The sequence below is a fragment of the Rathayibacter sp. Leaf185 genome (genome assembly GCF_001423885.1).
In the GTDB taxonomy this organism is placed as follows: domain Bacteria; phylum Actinomycetota; class Actinomycetes; order Actinomycetales; family Microbacteriaceae; genus Rathayibacter.
Map to the genome: position 1 here is coordinate 423,789 of NZ_LMPP01000001.1, position 20,775 is coordinate 444,563.

The window sequence follows — 20,775 nt, forward strand, 5'->3', positions numbered from 1 at the left end:
CCGCACGACGCAGGTCTAGGCGTCGTCGGAGGAGGCGCGACGGCGGCGCTCGATCGCGGACTCCGCGGCCGTCGCGGCGGCGTCCGGCTCGCCTCCGCCGAGCATTCCCGAGAGGGACGACAGCCAGTCGGCGTCGTCGCGATCGCCCGTGAGGGCACTCGAGAACAGCGGCAGATCGCTCCGGGTCGCGTGGATCGCATAGGACTCGCGGGTGTAGCCGTTGTCGGGGACGACGGGCGCACGGCGCTCGGGCGGCGCCTCCGACTCGTCCCGGTCGTCGTCGTGCTCGTTCTGATCCTGGCTCACGGGCCCTCCTCCGTCTCACCGCACCGCGGCGGACGGAGCGTGCGCCGCGGCGGCTCTGCCCGGCGTCCGGTCAGCGTACCCCGCTCAGGGGGTAGAAGGGTCGCTGCCATGCGATCGCGGCAGGGGGCGCCAGACGACCACCTCGGTGCGCCGCTGCGCCCGGGTGCCGTGCCGGAGGGTGACCACGTCGCCCTCGAGCCCGGCGGCGAACACGCGGCGTCCCGGGCGGTTGAGCAGCTCGTCGGCCAGGGCGCCCTCGAGCTCGCGGACGCGCTGCGACAGCGCCTGGACCTGGTTCTCGAGCTGGAGGATGCGTGCGATGCCCTCGAGGGAGACGCCCTCCGACGACAGCCGCGCGACCTCGCGCAGCTGCACCACGTCGCGCATCGAGTAGCGCCGCGACTTGCCCGCCGTGCGTGTGGGCCGCACGAGGCCGAGCCGGTCGTACTGGCGGAGCGTCTGCGGATGCATCCCCGCCAGCTCGGCGGCGACCGCGATCGCGAAGACCGGGGTGTTCTCGTCCACGTCCTCGCCTCTCGTCGTCGCCCGCCTCGCCGCTAGTAGCGGGCCTTCTCCAGGATGTCCTCGCGCGGATTGTCGCCCGGCTCGGCCGCCGCGTACGCCTCGAGGGCGTCGCGGGCGGCGGAGGAGAGGTGATCGGGCACGGCGACCTGGATCACCGCGAGCAGATCGCCCGTGCCCTTGCCGGTCGTGACTCCGCGCCCCTTCACCCGCAGCACGCGGCCGCTCGGGGTGCCGGGGGCGACGCGGAGCTTCACGGGGTCGCCGCCGAGGGTCGGCACCTCGATCGTGGCGCCGAACACCGCCTCGACGAAGGTGACGGGCACGTTCACGCGCAGGTGCAGTCCGTCGCGCTCGAAGACGGGGTGCTTGCGCACCGCGACGGTGAGCACGAGATCGCCGGGCTCGCCCCCGTCGGGGCTCGGGCGCCCCTTGCCGCGGACGCGGATCTTCTGCTGGTCGGCCACTCCGGCCGGGATGCGCACCGAGAGGGTGCGCCCCTCGCCGGTCTGGAGCTGGACGGTGTCACCCCGGGTCGCGGTGCGGAAGTCGATGGTGGTGCTGGCGGTGACGTCGGCGCCCTTCTGCGGACCGCCGAAGCCGCGGTACCCGCCGCTCGGCTGACCGAAGCGGCCGCCGCCGGCATTGCCGAACATGCCGCCGAGGATGTCCTCGAAGCCCGCCGGCGGGCCCTGCTGCGTGCTGTACGAGGTGCGGCCTCCGCCGCCCTGCCCGAACACGTTCCCGAAGACGTCGTCGAAGCCGCCCTGCTGCCCGCCCGGGGCGGTGAAGCGTGCGCCTCCGCCCATTGCGCGGATCTGGTCGTACTCCTTGCGCTGCTCGGCGTCGGACAGGACCGTGTACGCCTCGCTGATCTCCTTGAAGCGCGCCTCCGCCTTGGCGTCGCCCGGGTTGGAGTCGGGGTGGAACTGGCGGGCGAGCTTGCGGTAGGTCTTCTTCAGATCCGCCGCGGACACGTCCTTGGACACGCCGAGGACCTTGTAGAAGTCCTTGTCGAACCAATCCTGGCTGGCCATGTGCCTCTTCCTGTGTCGTCTGGTGCGGCGAGGGACCCCGCCCTGCCTGCAGTGCGGGCGGGGCGGGGTCCTCCGCGGTGGTGCGGTGGGGTGTCAGTCGGCGGGAACGGCCACGACCACCCGGGCTGCCCGCAGCAGCGAGCCTCCGAGGTAGTAGCCCGACTCGACGACGTCGGCGACCGTGGAGGTCTCGGCGCCGGGGGTCGGCTGCTGGAAGATCGCCTCGTGGATGTTCGGATCGAACAGATCACCCACGGCGCCGGTCTTCACGAGCCCCAGCTTCTCGATGCCTCCGCGCAGCTTCTGCGCGATGGCGGTGAAGGGGCCGCCCTCGGGCAGATCGCCGTGCTTCTCGGCACGGTCCAGGTCGTCGAGCACGGGGAGGATGACCTTCACCGCGTCGCCGATGGCCCGCTCCTTCTCGAGCTGACGGTTCGACTCCGTGCGCTTGCGGTAGTTCGCGTACTCGGCGGTCACCCGCTGGAGGTCGGCGAGCCGCTCCGCCGCGAGGGTCTCGGCGTCGGACTGACCCGAGAGGAACGACAGGTCGGCGTCGGAGAGCGTGGTCTCGACGTCCGGCCCCTCGGCCTCGATCAGACCCTCGGAGTCCTGAGCGGCGTCGGCCGCCTCGGATCCGTCGGTCTCGGCACCGGTGGTCGGCTCCTCCTCGGGAACGCCCTCGCCCTGGGGCTGGTTGTGGCGCCCCATGACTACTTCGTGTCCTTCGGCTCGTCGTCGTCGATGACCTCGGCGTCGACGATGTCCTCGTCGTCCTTCTTCTCCTCCTCGGCCGGAGCGTCCTGCGGGGCGCCCTGGTCGGCCGACTGCTGCGAGTAGATGGCCTGGCCGATCTTGGTCTGCGAGGCGTTCAGCGCGTCGAACGCGGTCTTGACCGCCGCGTCGTCGTCGCCGGCGAGCGCGGTCTTCAGCGCGTCGACGTCGCCCTGCACCTCGGACTTGACGTCCTCGGGCAGCTTGTCCTCGTTCTCCTTGATCAGCTTGTCGATCGAGTAGGCGAGGGTCTCGGCGTTGTTGCGGATCTCGGCCGCCTCACGGCGGGCCTTGTCCTCGGCCGCGTGCTCCTCGGCCTCGCGGACCATGCGCTCGATGTCGTCCTTCGGCAGCGAAGAGCCGCCGGTGATCGTCATCGACTGCTCCTTGCCGGTGCCCTTGTCCTTGGCGGACACGTGCACGATGCCGTTGGCGTCGATGTCGAAGGTGACCTCGACCTGCGGGATGCCGCGGGGAGCCGGTGCGATGCCGGTCAGCTCGAAGGTGCCGAGGTTCTTGTTGTCGCGGGTGAACTCGCGCTCGCCCTGGAACACCTGGATCGCGACGGACGGCTGGTTGTCGTCGGCCGTGGTGAAGGTCTCGGACCGCTTGGTCGGGATCGCGGTGTTGCGCTCGATGAGCTTCGTCATGATCCCTCCCTTGGTCTCGATGCCGAGCGAGAGCGGCGTGACGTCGATGAGGAGGACGTCCTTGCGCTCGCCCTTGAGGACACCGGCCTGCAGGGCGGCGCCGACGGCGACGACCTCGTCCGGGTTGACGCCCTTGTTGGGCTCCTTGCCGCCGGTGAGCTTCTTGACGAGCTCGGCCACGGCCGGCATGCGGGTCGAGCCGCCGACGAGGACGACGTGCGCGATGTCCTCGACCTTGACGCCGGCCTCGGCGATGACGTCCGTGAACGGCTTGCGGGTGCGCTCGATCAGGTCGCTCGTGAGCTCCTCGAACTTGGCGCGGGTGAGCGTCTCGTCGAGGTTCGCGGGGCCGTTCTCGGTCAGCGAGAGGTACGGGAGCTGGATGCTGGTCGAGGTGCTCGACGACAGCTCCTTCTTGGCCTGCTCAGCGGCCTCCTTGAGGCGCTGACGGGCGATCTTGTCCTTCGAGACGTCGACGCCGGTCGAGTCCTTGAAGCGCTTGACCAGGTAGTCGACGACGCGCTGGTCCCAGTCGTCGCCGCCGAGGCGGTTGTCGCCCGAGGTCGAGCGCACCTGGATGGTCGAGAAGTCGTCGTCCTTGCCCACCTCGAGGAGGGAGACGTCGAAGGTTCCGCCACCGAGGTCGAAGACGAGGATGAGCTCATCCTCCTTGCCCTTGTCGAGGCCGTAGGCGAGCGCCGCGGCGGTCGGCTCGTTGATGATGCGGAGGACGTTCAGTCCGGCGATCTCGCCGGCGTCCTTCGTGGCCTGGCGCTCCGCGTCGTTGAAGTAGGCCGGGACGGTGATGACCGCGTCGGTCACCTTCTCGCCCAGGTACTGCTCGGCGTCGCGCTTGAGCTTGCCCAGGATGCGGGCCGAGATCTCCTGCGGCGTGTACTTCTTGTCCTCGACCGCGAAGGTCCAGTCGGTGCCCATGTGGCGCTTGACGGAGGCGAGGGTGCGGTCGACGTTGGTGACGGCCTGGCGCTTGGCGGTCTCGCCGACGAGCACCTCGCCGTCCTTGGTGAACGCGACGACGGACGGGGTGGTGCGGAAGCCCTCGGCATTGGCGATGACGGTGGGCTCGCCACCTTCGAGGACGGCCACGACCGAGTTGGTGGTTCCCAGGTCGATGCCTACGGCACGGGACATATGCGTGTTTCTCCTTCGCGAGCGGCCGCGAGGCCGTTCAGTCAGTGGGTGGAACGGTGGTGAAGACTCTTGCCTGTCGAAAACTCTGCGGGAGGGAACCCGGTGGAGTTGAGTCCCGCAGGCTCAAGTTTAGCGGACCTCACCGTCGCGTCAAGTCCGGACGGAAGAACTTGAGTCGGGTCGACTCAACTCTCAGGCGGCGCCACGCCGCGGTACCCGCAGTTCACCCGCGCGCCCTACGGTGATCGCATGACAGAGCGCACCGGCACGACAGAGCGCACCGGCCGCTGGCCCGTCCTCGCCTGGGGACTGTGGGACTGGGGCGGCTCGGCGTTCAACGCGGTCGTCACCACCTTCGTCTTCACGGTCTACCTCACGACCGACGGCCTCTTCGGCACCCCGAGCGGAGTCTCCGCCGCGCTCGGCTGGTCGCTCGCGGGCGCCGGCCTGGTCGTCGCGCTGATCGCGCCGATCACGGGGCGCCGGGCCGATCTCGGCGGCCGTCGGAGACTGTGGCTCGGCGTCCACTCGGCAGTGGTCGTCGTCTGCATCCTGCTGATGTTCTTCGTGCGCCCCGATCCCGCGTTCCTCTGGCTGGGCCTGCTCCTGCTCGCCGTCGGCACGGTCTTCTTCGAGTTCGCGAGCGTCAACTACAACGCGATGCTCACGCAGGTCTCGACGCGCTCGAGCATCGGCCGCGTCTCGGGCTTCGGCTGGGGCATGGGGTACGTCGGCGGCATCGTCCTGCTCCTGATCGTCTACTTCGGCTTCATCTCGCCCGAGGTCGGTCTCTTCGGCGTGACCGGGGACGACGGCCTCGACGTGCGGGTCTCGATCCTGCTGGCCGGCGTGTGGTTCGCGGTCTTCGCCCTGCCGGTGCTGCTGGCCGTCCCCGAGACACCGGCGACCGCCTCCGGAGCGAGCCGCGTCGGTGTCATCGCCTCGTACCGCGCGCTGTTCCGGCAGATCAGGGCGCTGTGGCACGAGAGCCCCACCACCGTCGCCTTCCTCGTCGCGAGCGCGGTGTTCCGCGACGGGCTGACGGGCGTGTTCACCTTCGGCGGCGTCCTCGCCCAGGGCACCTTCGGCTTCAGTGCCGGCGAGGTGATCCTCTTCGCGATCGCCGCCAACATGGTGGCCGGAGTCGCGACCATCTCGGTGGGAGCGCTCGACGATCGCGTCGGCCCCAAGGCCGTGATCGTCGCCTCCCTCATCGGCCTCCTGATCTGCGGCACCGCGATCTTCGTGCTGCACGACGGCGGGCAGACGATGTTCTGGATCTTCGGTCTGCTGCTCTGCCTCTTCGTCGGCCCCGCGCAGTCGGCGAGCCGCAGCTATCTGGCCCGCCTCATCCCCGAGGGCCGGGAGGGCGAGATCTTCGGGCTCTACGCGACGACCGGACGCGCCGCATCGTTCCTCGCGCCCGCGGCCTTCGCGGCGTTCGTGTCGATCGCCGCCGTCGCCTCCGGCGGCGATGAGGCGAACGTGCAGTACTGGGGCATCCTCGGGCTCGTGCTCGTGCTGGCCGTCGGGCTCCTCCTGCTCCTCCCGGTCCGACGTCCGCCGTCGAGCGGCGCGTCGACCGCGCCGTCGGAGCGCGAGGCCTCGCCGCTCGCCTAGAGTGTCCGAGCCGCCGCCGCGGCGAGAGGGCACGACGACGGAGGAGGACACCATGGCGCGAGGCGGGACGGCAGCCCGGGGTCCCGAGCGGCACACCCGCACCTCCGACGCCGCGGTCGACTCGCCGTCGACGAGCCCCGCCTCCGAATGGCCCACCGCAGCGTCGCCGGCCGAGAACCGTCCGGCGACGATCCGGGTCACGAAGAAGCGGAAGGCCTCGGGCACGGTCCGCGCCCGTCGCCTCGTGAAGCGCGCCGGCTACGCGGCCCTCGTCATCGCCCTGCTGGCGGGCCTCGCGGTCGTCGTCGTCCTCATCGTCGCGCCGCACCACCTGTTCTGACGAGCGGGGCTGGGCTCAGGTCGCGAGCCAGAAGACGATCAGCAGCAGGGTGACCAGGAAGCCGGTCAGGAAGTTGAGCGCGAGGAAGCGCTTCCAGCCGGCGTTCGCGCGCTCGGCCTGGGCGTCGGTCAGGGAGCGGAACGGCCAGATGCTGACCGCGTAGGGCACGGCGAGGATCGCGGCGAGGGTCCCCGGCCACGGCAGCAGGAGCAGGAGCAGCCCGCTCGCGACGTAGGCGCCGATCGCGAAGCGGGTGGTCGTCCTCGCGCCGATCACGGTGGCGATCGAGCCGATGCCACCGGCCCGGTCGGCGATGATGTCCTGCACCGCGCCGAAGGCGTGGCTCGCGATCCCCCAGAGGAAGAACGCGACGAGCAGCGCCACGAGCGGCGGGGTCACGACCGTGCCGGCCAGCGCGATGCCGTACACGGCGGGGCTGACGAAGTGCGTCGCCGAGGTCAGCGAGTCGACGAACGGGCGCTCCTTGAAGCGAAGTCCGGGAGCGCTGTAGGCGATCACCGCGAAGACGCTGATCGCGAGCACCAGCCACGACACCGGCGAGCCGAGCAGGACCAGGGCCACGAGGAACGGCACGTTCGTCACGACCGCTGCGATCAGCGTGGCGCGATGCTCGCTGCGATCGAGGACCGCTCCCTCCACGCCGCCCTTGCGGGGATTGCGGAGGTCGGACTCGTAGTCGAAGACGTCGTTGATCCCGTACATCGCGAGGTTGTAGGGGATCAGGAAGTAGAGAGTGCCGAGCACGAAGGCGAGGTCGATCTCGCGTGTGGTCAGCAGGTAGGCGGCCGCGAACGGGTACGCCGTGTTGACCCAGCTCAGCGGACGGCTCGAGACGAACAGCGCGCGCAGCCGGTTCACGACGCGCTCCGTCGACGCGAGGGCAGGAGGGTCCAGAGCGCGGGGAGCAGGAGCGCGGCCGCGATCGCGTAGGCGAAGTCCTCGATCGGAGCCACGCCGATCCGGATGCCCGAGATCAGCTCGTCGTCGTAGGAGACCAGGAGTCCCACCCCGATCATCACGTTGTCGAAGACGGCGGTCATCAGCAGCAGCACGGCGAGCGTGCCGAGCACGGCGGCGAGGCGGAGGCGGTGCCGCGCGATCGCGACGACGACCAGCACGACCGCGAGGAACACGGCGTTGAGCAGGAGGTAGGTCATGCGCGCACCTCCGACCGCGGCGTCGACCGCTTCGCCGCACGGTTCGAGAGGAACCCGTGCACATCCATCGTCAGATAGCAGAGCAGCGTGAGGAAGAGGACCTCCTCGACCGGCAGCTCCGGCGCGAGCTGCACCCCGGTCATGTAGGGGGTCTCGCCGCGGAAGAAGACGCCGAGACCGATCCCGACGAGGTCCCAGACCAGGAAGAAAGTGACGCCGACGGGCAGCACGATCGCCGCCCGGCGCGCGTCGGCCCAGAAGAACAGGCGGAAGCGCCTGTCGAGCACGACCATCCCGGTGATCGAAACGGCGAGCGCCAGCAGGTAGAGCACCCCCACCGGCTACTCCCCCGCGACCGCGAGCGAGGCGCGCGGCGCCTCCGTCACGTCGGGCGCCACGGGTGCGGCCGGGACGTCGCGCACCGGCAGCGGCTCGGTCGAGACGTCGCCGCGCACGCGCTTGAGCATCACCTCGGCGCTGATCAGGCACATCGGCAGGCCGATGCCCGGGATGGTCGAGCTGCCGGCGAAGAGCAGGCCGTCGACGTGCTTGCTGATGTTGCCGGCCCGGAAGAAGGCGCTCTGCGACAGCACGTGCGAGGGGCCGAGCATCGAGCCGCGCCATGCTCCCAGGTCGCTCTCGAAGTCGGCCGGACCGATCGTGCGGCGCACCACGACGCGCTCGGCGAGGTCCCCCGCTCCGGTCCACGTCGCGATCTGCTCGATGACCGCGTCGGCGATGGCCTCGACGCGCGCGTCGCCCGCGCCGTCGACTCCGCCGTGCCCGATCGATGTGTCGGCGGGGATGGGCACGAGGACGAACAGATTCTCGTGGCCCTCCGGCGCGACCGACGGGTCGGTCGCACTCGGGCGGCAGACGTAGATCGAGGCGGGGTCGGGCACCGACGGGTTCTCGCCGAAGATGCGGCCGAAGTTGTCGCGCCAGTCCTGGGTGAAGAGCAGGGTGTGGTGCTCGAGCTGCGGCAGCTCTCCGCGCACGCCGAGCAGCACCAGCACGGCGCTCGGGCCGGGCTCGCGGTTCTCCCAGTACGACGGCGGATAGGTGCGCAGCTCGTCGGGCAGGAGCGACTGCTCGGTGGTGAACAGGTCGGAGGCGTTCACGACGAGATCCGCGGAGACCCGCTCGGTCCCCTCCGGTCCGTCGAACTCGACTCCGACGACCTCCGCGCCGCGACGGCTGCCGCGCGGCGCCCTCGCGGTGAGGATCCTCGTGGCCGGCGAGGACGTGCGGATGCGCACCCCCGCCTCCTCGGCGACGTCGCGCACGGCGTCGATCAGCGTGGTGATCCCGCCCATCGGGTAGAGCACGCCGTCGGCAAGGTCGAGGTGGCTCATCAGGTGGTACATGCTCGGCGCCGAGAACGGGGAGGAGCCGAGGAACACGGCCGGGTAGCCGAGGATCTGGCGGAGCCGGTTGTCGGTGACGGTCTTCCCGGCGAGGGTGTCGAGCGGAGTGAGGAGCAGGCGTCCGAGGGTGCTCGTGCGGCTGAGCACGTCGCGGCGCAGGAGCGGCAGGAACGACGAGAAGCTCGTGTAGAGGAAGCGGCGCTTGGCCACCTCGTAGGTGTCGCGCGCCGAGTCGAGGTAGGCGCGCAGCCGCTCGCCCGCTCCGGGCTCGATGCTCTCGAACAGGGCGAGGTTCGACTCGAGATCGGCGAGCACGTCGATCGGCTCGTCGATCCCCTCGCTGTACACCCGGTAGCCGGGGTCGAGCGTGACGAGATCGAGGCGCTCGGCGGCGTTCGTGCCCATCAGCCGGAAGAAGTGGTCGAAGACCTCGGGCATCAGGTACCAGGAGGGTCCGGTGTCGAAGCGGAAACCGTCCTTCTCCCACGATCCGGCACGGCCGCCGACGACGTCCTTCGCCTCGAGCAGGGTGACGTCGAAGCCGTCTCGGGCGAGCAGCGCGGCGGAGGCGAGCCCGCCGATCCCGCCGCCGATCACGACCGCGCGGTGCGATCCGGTCTGCGAGCGCGCAGCGCGGGCCGGCCCCTGACCGAGTCGCGGCCCCAGCGTCGAGACGGCCGCGCGGGCGGCGAGCGCCGCCTTGGTCGCGGTCGGCACGCTGACGCGGGCGCGGAGGAGGTCCGGGGCGGGCGTCTCGCGGATGCGGTCGGCCAGCGCCTGGAAGAGGGAGTGGGCGAGGCGAACGGCGCGGCGGCTCGAGCGGGGCAGCTCGGGCACGATCGCGGCGGCCGCGTCGAGATCGTCGTCGAGGTCGGCGAGGAGGATCGCCTTGTCCTGCTCCGAGAAGTTCCGCGGGTCGATCCCCGGGAAGTAGCTGCGACCGAGCCCGTCGACGTCGGCCGCCAGATCGCGGAGGAAGTTGACCTTCTGGAACGCCGAGCCGAGACGGCGAGCGCCGGCGACGAGGCGCACGCGCTGCGCGTCCGGGACGAGCCCCGCATCCGGCGCCGCGAGGAACACCTGCAGGCACATCAGGCCGACGACCTCGGCCGACCCGTAGACGTAGGCCTCGAACGACTCGGGGGTGTGCTCGGTCTCTCGGAGGTCGGCGCGCATCGACGCGAAGAACGGGCGGGTGAGCTCCGGGTCGATCCCCGTTGCGCGAGCGGTCCTCGCGAAGGCGTGGATGACCAGGTTGGCGCTGTAGCCGCTGGCGAGCGCCCGCTCCGTCTCGGCCTCGAAGGCGTCCAGCGCCTCCTCGACGGCGGCGCGGTCGAGACGCGCCTCCTCGGCGACCCCGTCGACGATCTCGTCGGCGACGCGGACCAGGGCGTAGACGTCCTCGACGCGCTCTCGCACGCCGGGGCCGAGAAGCCGCGTGGCGAGCCCGAACGAGGTCGAGTAGCGGCGGATGACCTGCGCCGACGCCTCGTGGGCGACGCGGTCGTACAGTTCGCTCTGCCGGCTCATCGTGCCACCGTACGGGGGGAGGCGGCGGCGAGCGGCATCGAGCAGGACGTCCGCGCGTGGCGGGCGCTCATCGGGTGCGCTCCACCACGCTGGCGACGAGCGGGCGGACCTCGGCGCGGAACGCCTCCGGGACCGCGGGCACCGAGAGCGCCTGCCAGGCGCGGCTCGCGAAGTCGTTCGCGAGGTTCTCGGCGTAGCTGCGGGCACCGCACTCCACGAGGATGCGCCTCACGCGCTCGGCGGTCTCTCCACTCAAGTGCTCGTCTCCGATCAGGTCCTCGATCTCGGGCCAGCAGTCGGTCCCCGCCGCGTGCGCGATCAGGACGGTCCGCTTGCCCTCGCGGAGGTCACCCAGCGTGGTCTTGCCGGTCAGACCCTCCTCGCCGAACACCCCGAGCAGGTCGTCGACGATCTGGTAGGCGATGCCGATGAAGCGCCCGAACTCCCCCAGCGCCGCGACGACCTCGTCATCGGCACCGGCGAGGATCGCGCCGGCCTGCAGCGGCGCCTCGAACGAGTACACGGCGGTCTTCAGGCGCTCCATCTCGAGCACCTCGTCGACCGAGGGCATCCCCGGCATCAGCGAGAAGTCGACATCGGCCAGCTCGCCGGCGGCGGAGGCGAAGACCGCCTCGTCGAGCAGGGTCAGCAGGCGCGCGCGCACCCCGTCGTCGGCGCCGACGCCCTCGACGAGCCGGTGGGCGCCGGTGAGCGCGAGGTCGCCGGCGATCACGGCGACGGAGGTGCCGCGGTGCTCGGCGATCGGGATGGAGAGGCCCGCCGTCGTCGCCTCGTCGCGGTAGCTGCCCGAGACGTTGGGGCCGCCGCGCCGGACGAAGTCGCGATCGATCACGTCGTCGTGCACGATCAGGGCGGTGTGCAGCAGCTCGAACGCGGCGCCCAGGTGGGCGGCCGCCTCCGGGTCCTGACCGCCGAGAGCCTCGTACGCCGAGAGGACCATCAGGGGGCGGAAGCGCTTGCCGCCGCGGGTGTTGGCCTCCAGCGTCTGCCAGAGCGTGAGGTATCGCGGGCCCAGACGTCCGGCGCGAGCGCGGGCGAGGGAGAAGAAGCGGTCCAGCACAGCGTCGACGTGCTCCTGCCGTCGCCGGGAGAGAACTACGGAGTCTCGCGTATCCACGACCCGAGGCTAACAAACTCGGTTCTCTAGCAATAAGCCGGCTGAGTTACGACGGCGTGCTTGACTTACGGTCATGACTTCGGGAGGAATCGCGGTGCTGACGGACCAGATCGAGCAGGTCGTGCTGCTCGATGAGACGGGCGGCGCCATCGGCGTCGCCGACAAGGCGACCGTGCACGATGCCGCCACTCCCCTGCACCTCGCGTTCTCGTGCCACGTGTTCGCTCCGGACGGCGCGCTGCTCGTGACCCGGCGCGCACTCGAGAAGCGCACCTGGCCGGGCGTGTGGACGAACTCGTTCTGCGGGCACCCCGCCCCGGGCGAGCGGATCGAGGACGCGGTGGTGCGCCGCGCTGAGCGCGAACTCGGTGCCCGACTCGAGTCGCTCGAGGTCGCGCTGCCCGATTTCCGCTACCGCGCCGTCGACGCCTCAGGCGTGGTCGAGAACGAGATCTGCCCGGTCTACACGGCGACGCTGTCGAGCCGCGAGGCGCTGGACCCGCAGGCCGACGAGGTCATGGACTACGAGTGGGTCGACCCGGAGGCGACGCTCGCCGCCGTGCGCGCGGCCCCCTGGGCGTTCTCGCCCTGGCTCGTGCTGCAGCTCCCGCGCCTGCTCGGCTGAGCGCGCTCAGTCGCCGTAGACGTCGGTGCGGTGGAAGTTGAGCGACGAGCGCGAGGCTGTCGGGCCTCGCTGACCCTGGTAGCGCGAGCTGTACTCGGCGGACCCGTACGGCTTCTCGGCGGGCGAGCTGAGGCGGAAGAAGCACATCTGGCCGATCTTCATGCCGGGCCAGAGCATGATCGGCAGCGTCGCGACGTTGCTGAGCTCGAGCGTGACGTGCCCGGTGAAGCCCGGATCGATGAAGCCCGCGGTCGAGTGGGTCAGGAGACCGAGCCTCCCGAGCGAGCTCTTGCCCTCGAGACGCGCGGCGATGTCGTCCGGCAGCGAGACCTCCTCGTAGGTCGAGCCGAGCACGAACTCGCCGGGGTGCAGGATGAACGCCTCGCCCGCCGGCGTCTCGACCAGCCGGGTCAGCTCGGGCTGATCCTCGGCCGGGTCGATGTAGGGGTAGCGGTGGTTGTCGAACAGCCGGAAGAACCTGTCGAGGCGCACATCGACGGACGACGGCTGGATCATCGAGGGGTCGTGCGGCGCGAGCCCCACCCGCCCGGAGGTCAGTTCGGACTTGATGTCGCGGTCGGAGAGCAGCACGAGGCGATCCTAGCCGCGGGCCCGTTCGGCGCCCCGCGCGCGCCTTGCTACGATGGCGGAGTGCGCCTTCACCGGCGCCGCGCGAGTGTAGTTCAATGGCAGAACTTCTGCTTCCCAAGCAGATAGCGCGGGTTCGATTCCCGTCACTCGCTCCACAGATCGAGGCCGTCTCCACTGATCGAGGCCGACACGCCGGGCTGATCGGCAACGAGACGCTGATCCGCGGCCGACACGGTGCAGGCTGGACGCGTGAGCGAGCTGGTCCAGATCCCGTCGCCGGGCGTCGCCCTCGAGTTCGGGCGCCCCGGTCGCCCGGTCGTGGTCGTGCTGCACGACCTGTACGGCCGACTGCCCTGGATGGAGCCGTTCAGCGAGGCCGTCGCCAAGCACGGGTACCACGTTCTCGTCCCCGACCTCTACGACGGCTGGGCGACGCTGGCCCCCGAGGACGCCCGCGACCTGGCCGCGATGGCCGCGCAGGACCGCGCCCTCGCCTCCGTCACCGACGCGGTGCGCTCGGGAGTGGCGGCGGGCGCCGCGCGCAGCGCGATCATCGGGTTCGGATTCGGCGGCCGGCTCGGGCTGCTCGCAGCGGCCACCGGGCTGGTCGACGCGGTCGTGGCCTACTACGCGACCCTGGGACACGACGAGCACACGCTCGTCCCGTGCCCGACCCTCCTGCACTACGCGCAGCGCGACGAGTGGCCGGAGGGGGACGATCCGGAGTCGTTCGTCGGCCGGCTCAAGGAGGCGGGGACTCCCGTCACGACGCACACCTACGCCGATGCGGGGCGGCACTTCGCCAACGGGAACCTCCACGACGCGATCAAGCCCGCCGCCGCGGCCCTGGCCTACGCACGGACCCTGTCGTTCCTGAATCCGCAGCTGATCGACTACTGACGACCGGCGCTCAGCCGTCGACGTCGTGCAGGTGGTGCACGACGTCGTGCAGGTAGTAGCGCGCCATCGTCGCGACGGTGAACACGGCGCCGTCGCTGCGGCGCCCGGGACGGGACCACTGATCGCCCGACACTCCCTCGAAGGCGGCTGCGATCAGCTCGGCCTCGTGGATCAGCTCCCGCCCGACGAGCGCGGGGTCCTGCTCGGAGTAGCGGTCCTCGACGGCGGTCACGTCCTGGTCCCAGTTGGGGAAGAGCGGGTCGTCGTCGGCGAGCATCAGCCCGAGGCGGCGGCGGTAGATGCGATGCACATCACGGACGTGCGCCGCGTACTCGAGCGGTGACCACGTCTCGTCGTCAGGGCGCCCGGCGGCGTCGTCGCGCTCGAGGACGTACGGCCAGGCGGCCGCGTTCTCGCGGAGGAGATGGGGGACATCGACGGGGTCGACGAGCGAGGCGTCGAAGCCGCACTCGAGGCAGGGGCGCTCGGCCGCCCACGTCCAGTCCTTGGTGTCGGGAACGATCGGCATGGCTCCAGGGTAGAGCGGAGCCGCGGGAGGAGACGGCACGGGACGGCCACGCACCACCTCGTGCCTGCCACGTCTCAGCAGCGCGGGTGGGCGGTGAGGACGGCGTTGCGCTCGCTGTCGATCGTCCAGGGCAGCGCGGGCACGCCCTCGGCTCCGGCGGCGGCCGCCTGCGAGACGGCGATCGCCGCGAGACCGCGCGCCACCTCCGCCGCGAAATCCGCGCCCGGCGTCGAGCTGTTGAACGACACTGCGACGGTGAGACCCGACTCCGGATCGGAGTAGGCGGCGGTGACGAAGCCCGGCGCGACTCCGGAGAACCCGCGCAGCGGACCGGCCTGGTGACCGCCGAGACCGGCGAGCAGCCAGGTGGGGCGCCCCGGGCCCTGGGGGACGGCGTCGGCCCAGACGGCCTCGGCGGCGGGATCGGAGGCGAGACCGAAGGCGAGGCGGCGCAGATCCTCGAGATCGGTGACCGCGCCTCCCGCGGCGCCCAGTGCCGACGGCGATGCGGCTCCGACGTCGCGGCGGACGTCGCACCTCAGACCGCCGTCGGCGGCGAGGCCCGCGGAGTAGCCGCGCGGAGCGGGCGCGGGCAGGTCCAGGACTCCCGCCGAGGGAAGGCTCGTGCTCCTGAGTCCGTAGCGCGGCACGACGTACTCGGCGTAGAGGTCGGCGACGCTCCGCCCGGTGGCCTCCGAGACGACGAGGCCCGCGAGCAGCGGACCGGTCGGGGAGTCGGACCACGCCGCGCCGGGGGCGGCGATCGCCGAGCGGACCTGGGCCGCCGAGACGAGCTCCATGGTCGGCCACTCGCGGATCGGGTTCTGGATCACGGTCGGCCACAGCGCCGCCCGGAAATCCGCGAGACCCGAGGTGTGCGAGCAGAGCTGACGGAGAGTCAGGCCGTCGATGCCGGGGAGCGAGGTCAGCGACTCCCCCACGTCGGCGTCGAGGTCGACGCGGCCCTCCTCGGCGAGCGCGACGACGACGTCGCAGGTCATCGCCTCGGTACCGCCCGTGCCGAGCCGCAGGTGGACATCGGTGGTCAGAGGAGTCGGGTCGGCGTCGCCGACGGTTCCGATCGCGGTCTCCCAGCCGCCCGCCCACGGCGACCAGACGCCCGCGACAGCCCCGGTCGCGCCTGCCGCGCCCTGCGCCTCGCCGAGGAAACCCGAGAGGGCGACGGCCAGCTCATCGGGAACGGGGCCCGCCGGGGCGTCGGGAACCGAGGAGGCGGTGCCGCCGGTGCAGCCGGTGAGCGCCAGGACCAGAGCGGGGACGAGGAGCGCGCGGAGCCGCGTGGCCGTCGCTCGCCGGGCCTTCGGTCGCACAGCCTCTACTCGCACAGCCATGCCCCTCGAATCCCCCCGGATGCCTTCTGGAATCCCTCCACTGTACGGGCGCGGCTCGAGCGGCTGCGCGGACGAGGCACGGCGCGGGACATTCGTGTCCGGACCGTGACGCGGATCGCGCGATCGCCAAACCGGAGGGGCACGGGCTCCGAAGAGAGGATGTGCGGCGCGAGGGCGCCGGTTCGAGGAGGACAGAGACCATGACCGGATCACCCAACCGTCTGATCGCCTCCGTCTTCGGCGCGGTCTACGTCGTCGTCGGGCTGCTCGGCTTCGTCGTCACCGGCGGCGTGCAGTTCCTCGCCACCGACGGCGGTCTGCTCCTCGGGATCTTCGAGGTCAACCCGTTCCACAATGTGGCGCACCTGCTCATCGGCGGTGCGCTGCTGATCGCCGGGCTGTCGACAGCGTCGGCCGCGAAGACCGTGAACACGACGGTCGGAGGGGTCTACCTGCTCCTCGGAGTGGTCGGGTTCTTCCTCGTCAACACCTCGCTCAACGTGCTCGCGCTGAACACCGCGGACCACTTCCTGCACCTCGCCAGCGCGCTCGTGCTCCTCGGCGCCGGACTCGGCCTCGAGAAGCGGACGGGATCCCGCGCCGCGACCGCATGACACCGGGCGGTTCGCCGCCCCCACAGACTCCGTCCGCCGTGGGCCCGCCGTTTTCCGCGGCGGACGGACTGAACGGCCCCGGACGACACGATGCGGTGTGTCGATCCGGGGCCTCCTCTCTTCCCGATCGCCCCGAGCCGGCAGGAGCCGTGACATGACCAGCGTCGCCCGCTGCAACGCCGCCTTCGCCGCCCTCGGTGCCGGACTCGTGCACGTCTCGTCGGCCGCGGGCGGCACCGGCCCTTCGGTCGTCCCGCTCGCGATCCTCGGGGCGGCCGAGCTCGCCTGGGCCCTCGCCGCCCTGGGGCTCGGCCGCTTCGCTCTGCCCCGGACCGCTCTCGCGGTCGCAGCCGCCTCGGTGGCCGGCCTGGTGATCGCCATCGCGGCGGGACTCCTGCGGGACCCGCTGCCGAGCATCGCCGCCGGGCTGCTGCAGCTCGCGGCAGCAGGCATCGTCGCCTGGTCGCTGCGACCGCGGCGCACCTCGGAGCGGACGGTACCCGTCTCGCGAGCAGTGATCGGTCTGCTCGCCGGGGCCCTCGCGGTCTCGGCCCTGGCGACTCCGGCTCTCGCGGCCACCTCGGGAGGCACCGGCGACATGGGCGGCATGATGAGCGTCGTCGACGGCGGCCACGCGCACTGAGGACGCCGGGTGCCGAGATCGCTCTGGTACGCACCGGTCGCCTCGGCTAAGGTAAGGCCAACCTAAGTAGTTGGACGGAGGCGACCGTGTCGAACGTGATCCCGTTCTCGCAGGCCCTCCGCGAGCGGATCGGCCAGTCGGGAGCCGACGACGAGGGCGCCGCCTTCATGACGGCGCTGATGACCGGCTCCGGGAGCCGCGACGACTACGTCGCGATGATCTCGCAGCACTACTTCGTCTACGAGGCCCTCGAGGCCGTCGCCGACACGATGGCCGACGATCCGGTCGCCGCCGTCTTCCTGACGCCCCAGCTGACCCGCCTGCCGGCGATCGCCGAGGACCTGCGCTTCCTCGTCGGCGAGGACTGGCGGGAGCGGATCGCTCCCCTTCCCTCGACCGCGGCCTACGTGCACCGGATCAGCACCGTGGCGAACGGCTGGAGCGGCGGCTTCGTCGCCCACCACTACACGCGCTACCTCGGCGACCTGTCGGGGTGCGCGATCGTGCGCACCCTGCTGCAGCGCCGCTTCGGCTTCGAGACGAACGGCGTCGGCTTCTTCCTCTACGGAGAGATCGCCGCGCCGTCCGCGTTCCGTGCGGTCTACCGCGAGCAGCTCGACGCGGCGGGCTGGGACGACGCCGAGCGCGACCGCGTGATCGCCGAGGTGGCGGAGGCGTACCGGCTCACGACCGAGCTGTTCCGCGACCTCAACCGCTCGCGGATCGCGGCCTGAGGCTCAGCTCCGGTCGGTCGGCGCAGTGTCGGCGACCGCTGCGGGCTCGGCCCGGCGCTCGGACATGAAGCGCAGCACGTCCTTGTCGACGATGATGTCGCTCGGCCGCAGCGGGCGGGTGAGGTAGAGGCCCTCGAGGCTCGTGATGCGGCTGAGCGCGACGTAGGTCTGGCCCGGCGCGAAGGCGCGCTGACCGAGATCGACGACGGCGGCATCGTAGGTCTTGCCCTGCGATTTGTGGATCGTGACGGCCCAGGCCAGCCGCAGCGGGAACTGCGCGAACTCGGCGACGATCTCGCGGGTCAGCTTCTTGGTGGCCGCCGAGTACGAGTAGCGGTAGCGCTCCCAGGTCGCGGGCTCGACCTCGTGCACCTCGCCGTCGACCTCGACCCAGACGGTGCCGGCCACCTTGGTGACCCGGCCGATGGTGCCGTTGACCCAGCGCTGCTCCGCGTCGTTGCGGAGGAACATGACGTGCGCGCCGATCTTGAGCTCGAGGTTCTGGTCGGCCGGGTAGGTGCGGCCGCCGAAGTCTCCGCTGATCTCGGCGGTGGCCGTCTTGAGCGGACCCTTCAGTCGGGCGAGCGCAGTCTGGTTGATGCGGTTCACGGTGTCGTTGCGGGTCGCGAGGGTGATCGCGTCGTTGTCGGGCGGGGTGCGCGCGCCGGAGGCGTTGAGCACGTCGGCGATCTCCTTCGTCACCATCCCGAAGCGCACCGCGTTCAGCATCCACTTGAAGCGCTCGTCGCTCTGGCGGTGGATCCTGCCGAGCTCGATGATCCGCAGCGGCGCCTCCTGCCAGACCAGCGCGTCGAAGAACCAGAGCGAGCGGTAGCGGTCGGCGAAGTAGGCGCGCTCCTCCGGGTCGCCGGGGACGGGGGCGAGCTGGAACGGATCGCCGAAGAGGACGACCTGGACGCCTCCGAACGGCTCGGAACGGCGCTGCCGCGCCTGCCGGAGGCTGCGATCGATGCCGTCGAGCAGATCGGCGTTGACCATCGAGATCTCGTCGATCACGAGGGTGTCGATGGTGTTCAGGAGCTTGCGCAGCTCGGGGGTCTGATCGAGATCGGAGTCGGCGATGACGCCGATCGGCAGGCGGAAGAGCGAGTGGATGGTCTGCCCGCCGACGTTGAGCGCGGCGACTCCGGTGGGTGCGCAGATCACGATCTGCTTCTCGGTGTTCCAGCTCAGGTGGTTGAGCAGAGTCGACTTGCCGGTGCCCGCGCGACCGGTGACGAAGAGGTGCTCGCGGGTGTTCTCGATGAGGTCGAACACCCGCTGCTGCTCGTCGGAGAGGGTCGGGTTCGTCACCGGTCCACTGTACCCAGCCGACCCGCGAGCACCGCCTCCTCCCCAGGCTCCGCCACCGTCGGGGGCCTGTGGAGGAGGCGTGCGGCTCACACGTCGCGCAGGCGGGTCACGATCAGCGCCGGGATCCAGACGACGGCGACCCAGGCGAGCGAGGCCAGGACGGCCTCGGGACCGCTGATCAGCCCCTCGCCGGGCAGGCTGGTGAGCGTCAGGCCGAGGTTCGAGAGCAGGAAGCGGCTCGCCTCGTCGATCCACTCCGCCTGGAGCAGCGCGCCCGCGATCGACGCGACGATCGGCAGGACGAACAGGACGCCGACCGAGATGCCGATCGCCGCGGCCGTGCTGCGCAGGAGCGCCGCGACTCCGACCGCGAACGCGCCGATCACAGCGAGGTAGAACGCGCCACCGAGCAGGCTCTGGAGGACGCCGTCGGCGATCAGCGACGCCTCGGCGCCCTTCGCGGCGAGCATCGGCGCGATGATCAGGAACGAGCCGACGCAGGTGACGACGCCGACCAGGAAGGCAGCGACCGCGACCACGGCCCCGCGGGCGAGGAGCGAGGGCAGGCGGCGCGGCACGGCGGTGTAGGTCGAGCGGATCATCCCCGTCGAGTACTCGCCCCCGATCGTGAGCGCGCCGAGGACGGCGATGACCAGGCCGACGAACTGGAGGTGGACGGTCGCCCCACTGGCCACGAGCGCCGGGCCGCCGAGCATCATCGCGGTGTCGGCCGTGAAGCTCGCGCCGAGGGTCAGGGCGAGAGCGAGGGCGAGGACGACGGAGACGCCGATCGACCACCAGGTCGAGCGGACGGTGATCAGCTTGAGCGCCTCGGAGGCGACGATGCCGCCCGTCCGGAGCCGGACTCGCTCGAGATCGGCGCGGCGGGCAGGTGCCTGAGCGGCGGGGGTGAGGGTGGTCATCGTGCGGCTCCTTCCAGGGGCTGTGCGGCGGGGGTGGAGTACTCGAGCGCGTCGGCGGTCATCGCGGTGTACGCGTCCTCGAGCGAGCGGGTCAGCGGTGTCAGCGCGTGCAGGACGATGTCGCTCCCGTGCGCCAGACGCCCGATGGCCGGCGCGTCGAGGCCGTCGACCTCGAGACCGCCATCGACCGACGACACGCGCGCGCCGTTCGCGGTCAGCAGCTCGGCGAGCGGATCCGCCTGCGGCGACGCGACGTGCACGCGAGGACGCGCCTCGGCGAGGAAGTCGGCCAGGGGCGCATCGGCGAGGATCCTGCCCCGCCCGAGGACGATGATGTGGTCGGCGGTCTGCGCCATCTCGCTCATCAGATGGGACGAGAGCAGCACGCAGCGACCCTCGGCCGCCTGCGAGCGCACGAAGTCGCGGACCCAGCGCACCCCCTCCGGATCGAGTCCGTTGACCGGCTCGTCGAGCAGGAGCGTCTGCGGGTCGCCGAGCAGGGCCGTGGCGATGCCGACCCGCTGACCCATGCCGAGCGAGAAGCCGCCGACGCGCTTGCGGGCGACGCTCTCGAGACCCACGAGCTCGATGACCTCCTCCACCCGCGAGCGCGGGATGCGGTGGGTCGCGGCGATGACGCGCAGGTGGTCGCGGAGCGAGCGGCCCCGGTGCGCGGCCTTCGCGTCGAGCAGCGCACCCACCTCGCGCAGCGGCGCCGCGTGCTCGGCGTAGGGACGGCCGTTCACGCGAACCGAGCCGGCCGTCGGCCGGTCCAGCCCGACGATCATCCGCATCGTGGTCGACTTGCCGGCACCGTTGGGTCCGAGGAACCCGGTGACCCTCCCCGGCTCGACCGTGAAGTCGATCCCGTCGACCGCGGTCTTCCTCCCGAACGTCTTGGTCAGACTGCGCGCCTCGATCATGCGCTCCCCCTTCATC

At 71.3% G+C, this 20,775-nt stretch carries 23 protein-coding genes and 1 tRNA gene; 8 read left to right on the forward strand and 16 right to left on the reverse strand.

Going from position 1 to position 20,775, the window contains the following annotated elements; translation table 11 throughout:
- Nucleotides 1-15: 15 nt before the first annotated feature.
- The 5 genes from ASG06_RS02140 to dnaK form a co-directional block, all read right to left on the reverse strand.
- Nucleotides 16-306, reverse strand: a complete 291-nt coding sequence (locus tag ASG06_RS02140) for a hypothetical protein (RefSeq protein ID WP_056037835.1) — start codon at nucleotides 304-306, stop codon at nucleotides 16-18.
- Nucleotides 307-390: 84 nt separating this feature from the next.
- Complete coding sequence (locus tag ASG06_RS02145; protein ID WP_056037839.1) at nucleotides 391-831, reverse strand: heat shock protein transcriptional repressor HspR; 441 nt, start codon at nucleotides 829-831, stop codon at nucleotides 391-393.
- Between the two features lie 32 nt (nucleotides 832-863).
- A complete protein-coding gene (locus tag ASG06_RS02150) occupies nucleotides 864-1,865 on the reverse strand; it encodes a DnaJ C-terminal domain-containing protein (protein ID WP_056037842.1) in 1,002 nt (333 codons plus the stop codon).
- Between the two features lie 93 nt (nucleotides 1,866-1,958).
- Entirely contained in the window at nucleotides 1,959-2,573 is a 615-nt protein-coding gene (locus tag ASG06_RS02155; protein WP_056037845.1) for a nucleotide exchange factor GrpE, read from the reverse strand.
- 2 nt (nucleotides 2,574-2,575) lie between these two features.
- On the reverse strand, nucleotides 2,576-4,438 hold the full coding sequence (gene dnaK, locus ASG06_RS02160) for a molecular chaperone DnaK (protein ID WP_056037847.1): 1,863 nt from the start codon (nucleotides 4,436-4,438) through the stop codon (nucleotides 2,576-2,578).
- Between the two features lie 249 nt (nucleotides 4,439-4,687).
- On the opposite strand from dnaK, the gene ASG06_RS02165 reads away from it, so the two are divergent.
- The gene (locus ASG06_RS02165; RefSeq protein ID WP_056037850.1) at nucleotides 4,688-6,058 is read left to right on the forward strand and encodes an MFS transporter; all 1,371 of its coding nucleotides are present in this window, start codon (nucleotides 4,688-4,690) and stop codon (nucleotides 6,056-6,058) included.
- Between the two features lie 52 nt (nucleotides 6,059-6,110).
- Entirely contained in the window at nucleotides 6,111-6,398 is a 288-nt protein-coding gene (locus ASG06_RS02170) for a hypothetical protein (RefSeq protein WP_156465825.1), read from the forward strand.
- Between the two features lie 15 nt (nucleotides 6,399-6,413).
- Here the strand turns inward: ASG06_RS02170 and ASG06_RS02175 are convergent, their stop codons facing one another.
- From ASG06_RS02175 to ASG06_RS02195, 5 genes are all read right to left on the reverse strand, one after another.
- Nucleotides 6,414-7,277 (reverse strand): prenyltransferase, encoded by an 864-nt coding sequence (locus ASG06_RS02175; RefSeq protein ID WP_056037856.1) that lies wholly within the window; start codon nucleotides 7,275-7,277, stop codon nucleotides 6,414-6,416.
- On the reverse strand, nucleotides 7,274-7,576 hold the full coding sequence (locus ASG06_RS20395) for a lycopene cyclase domain-containing protein (protein ID WP_056037860.1): 303 nt from the start codon (nucleotides 7,574-7,576) through the stop codon (nucleotides 7,274-7,276). The genes ASG06_RS02175 and ASG06_RS20395 overlap by 4 nt, the downstream gene beginning before the upstream one ends.
- Complete coding sequence (locus ASG06_RS02185) at nucleotides 7,573-7,914, reverse strand: lycopene cyclase domain-containing protein (protein ID WP_056037862.1); 342 nt, start codon at nucleotides 7,912-7,914, stop codon at nucleotides 7,573-7,575. Before ASG06_RS02185 ends, ASG06_RS20395 begins: the two co-directional genes overlap by 4 nt.
- 3 nt (nucleotides 7,915-7,917) lie before the next feature.
- Nucleotides 7,918-10,473 carry a phytoene desaturase family protein gene (gene crtI / locus ASG06_RS20625; protein ID WP_082498875.1) on the reverse strand — a complete coding sequence of 852 codons (2,556 nt, stop codon included), beginning with the start codon at nucleotides 10,471-10,473 and terminating at the stop codon, nucleotides 7,918-7,920.
- Between the two features lie 67 nt (nucleotides 10,474-10,540).
- Nucleotides 10,541-11,611 carry a polyprenyl synthetase family protein gene (locus ASG06_RS02195; protein ID WP_056037866.1) on the reverse strand — a complete coding sequence of 357 codons (1,071 nt, stop codon included), beginning with the start codon at nucleotides 11,609-11,611 and terminating at the stop codon, nucleotides 10,541-10,543.
- 73 nt (nucleotides 11,612-11,684) lie between these two features.
- On the opposite strand from ASG06_RS02195, the gene idi reads away from it, so the two are divergent.
- Nucleotides 11,685-12,236: an isopentenyl-diphosphate Delta-isomerase gene (gene idi / locus ASG06_RS02200; protein WP_197409346.1), complete on the forward strand. Its 552-nt coding sequence runs from the start codon at nucleotides 11,685-11,687 to the stop codon at nucleotides 12,234-12,236.
- Between the two features lie 6 nt (nucleotides 12,237-12,242).
- Here idi and dcd read toward each other — a convergent pair whose 3' ends face one another.
- Complete coding sequence (gene dcd, locus ASG06_RS02205) at nucleotides 12,243-12,827, reverse strand: dCTP deaminase (protein ID WP_056037868.1); 585 nt, start codon at nucleotides 12,825-12,827, stop codon at nucleotides 12,243-12,245.
- An 81-nt stretch (nucleotides 12,828-12,908) separates the two neighbouring features.
- Here dcd and ASG06_RS02210 point away from each other — a divergent pair.
- Both ASG06_RS02210 and ASG06_RS02215 read left to right on the forward strand, forming a co-directional pair.
- Nucleotides 12,909-12,982 (forward strand) — tRNA-Gly (locus tag ASG06_RS02210).
- 94 nt (nucleotides 12,983-13,076) lie between these two features.
- Nucleotides 13,077-13,727, forward strand: a complete 651-nt coding sequence (locus ASG06_RS02215; RefSeq protein ID WP_056037871.1) for a dienelactone hydrolase family protein — start codon at nucleotides 13,077-13,079, stop codon at nucleotides 13,725-13,727.
- A 10-nt stretch (nucleotides 13,728-13,737) separates the two neighbouring features.
- Here the strand turns inward: ASG06_RS02215 and ASG06_RS02220 are convergent, their stop codons facing one another.
- Nucleotides 13,738-14,256 carry a DinB family protein gene (locus tag ASG06_RS02220; protein ID WP_056037874.1) on the reverse strand — a complete coding sequence of 173 codons (519 nt, stop codon included), beginning with the start codon at nucleotides 14,254-14,256 and terminating at the stop codon, nucleotides 13,738-13,740.
- 74 nt (nucleotides 14,257-14,330) lie between these two features.
- Nucleotides 14,331-15,587, reverse strand: coding sequence for a serine hydrolase domain-containing protein (locus tag ASG06_RS02225; RefSeq protein WP_056037877.1), 1,257 nt, complete (start codon nucleotides 15,585-15,587; stop codon nucleotides 14,331-14,333).
- 221 nt (nucleotides 15,588-15,808) lie between these two features.
- On the opposite strand from ASG06_RS02225, the gene ASG06_RS02230 reads away from it, so the two are divergent.
- From ASG06_RS02230 to ASG06_RS02240, 3 genes are all read left to right on the forward strand, one after another.
- The gene (locus ASG06_RS02230) at nucleotides 15,809-16,222 is read left to right on the forward strand and encodes a DUF4383 domain-containing protein (RefSeq protein ID WP_056037881.1); all 414 of its coding nucleotides are present in this window, start codon (nucleotides 15,809-15,811) and stop codon (nucleotides 16,220-16,222) included.
- 154 nt (nucleotides 16,223-16,376) lie between these two features.
- A complete protein-coding gene (locus tag ASG06_RS02235) occupies nucleotides 16,377-16,865 on the forward strand; it encodes a hypothetical protein (protein ID WP_056037883.1) in 489 nt (162 codons plus the stop codon).
- Nucleotides 16,866-16,951: 86 nt separating this feature from the next.
- A complete protein-coding gene (locus ASG06_RS02240) occupies nucleotides 16,952-17,599 on the forward strand; it encodes a biliverdin-producing heme oxygenase (RefSeq protein WP_056037886.1) in 648 nt (215 codons plus the stop codon).
- Nucleotides 17,600-17,602: 3 nt separating this feature from the next.
- On the opposite strand, the gene ASG06_RS02245 is transcribed toward ASG06_RS02240, so the two are convergent.
- The 3 genes from ASG06_RS02245 to ASG06_RS02255 all read right to left on the reverse strand — a co-directional run bounded on the left by ASG06_RS02245 (nucleotide 17,603) and on the right by ASG06_RS02255 (nucleotide 20,759).
- Complete coding sequence (locus ASG06_RS02245) at nucleotides 17,603-18,913, reverse strand: ATP-dependent DNA helicase (RefSeq protein ID WP_056037889.1); 1,311 nt, start codon at nucleotides 18,911-18,913, stop codon at nucleotides 17,603-17,605.
- A gap of 86 nt (nucleotides 18,914-18,999) precedes the next feature.
- Entirely contained in the window at nucleotides 19,000-19,836 is an 837-nt protein-coding gene (locus ASG06_RS02250) for an ABC transporter permease (RefSeq protein WP_056037892.1), read from the reverse strand.
- On the reverse strand, nucleotides 19,833-20,759 hold the full coding sequence (locus ASG06_RS02255; protein ID WP_056037897.1) for an ABC transporter ATP-binding protein: 927 nt from the start codon (nucleotides 20,757-20,759) through the stop codon (nucleotides 19,833-19,835). The genes ASG06_RS02250 and ASG06_RS02255 overlap by 4 nt, the downstream gene beginning before the upstream one ends.
- Nucleotides 20,760-20,775 lie beyond the last annotated feature (16 nt).

Coding starts and splice junctions, on each gene's coding strand:
- ASG06_RS02150 (WP_056037842.1), bottom strand. CDS start 1,865: ATGGCCAGCCAGGATTGGTTCGACAAGGACTTCTACAAGGTCCTCGGC.
- ASG06_RS02155 (WP_056037845.1), bottom strand. CDS start 2,573: ATGGGGCGCCACAACCAGCCCCAGGGCGAGGGCGTTCCCGAGGAGGAG.
- dnaK (WP_056037847.1), bottom strand. CDS start 4,438: ATGTCCCGTGCCGTAGGCATCGACCTGGGAACCACCAACTCGGTCGTG.
- ASG06_RS02165 (WP_056037850.1), top strand. CDS start 4,688: ATGACAGAGCGCACCGGCACGACAGAGCGCACCGGCCGCTGGCCCGTC.
- ASG06_RS02170 (WP_156465825.1), top strand. CDS start 6,111: ATGGCGCGAGGCGGGACGGCAGCCCGGGGTCCCGAGCGGCACACCCGC.
- ASG06_RS20395 (WP_056037860.1), bottom strand. CDS start 7,576: ATGACCTACCTCCTGCTCAACGCCGTGTTCCTCGCGGTCGTGCTGGTC.
- crtI (WP_082498875.1), bottom strand. CDS start 10,473: ATGAGCCGGCAGAGCGAACTGTACGACCGCGTCGCCCACGAGGCGTCG.
- idi (WP_197409346.1), top strand. CDS start 11,685: ATGACTTCGGGAGGAATCGCGGTGCTGACGGACCAGATCGAGCAGGTC.
- ASG06_RS02220 (WP_056037874.1), bottom strand. CDS start 14,256: ATGCCGATCGTTCCCGACACCAAGGACTGGACGTGGGCGGCCGAGCGC.
- ASG06_RS02230 (WP_056037881.1), top strand. CDS start 15,809: ATGACCGGATCACCCAACCGTCTGATCGCCTCCGTCTTCGGCGCGGTC.
- ASG06_RS02235 (WP_056037883.1), top strand. CDS start 16,377: ATGACCAGCGTCGCCCGCTGCAACGCCGCCTTCGCCGCCCTCGGTGCC.
- ASG06_RS02250 (WP_056037892.1), bottom strand. CDS start 19,836: ATGACCACCCTCACCCCCGCCGCTCAGGCACCTGCCCGCCGCGCCGAT.
- ASG06_RS02255 (WP_056037897.1), bottom strand. CDS start 20,759: ATGATCGAGGCGCGCAGTCTGACCAAGACGTTCGGGAGGAAGACCGCG.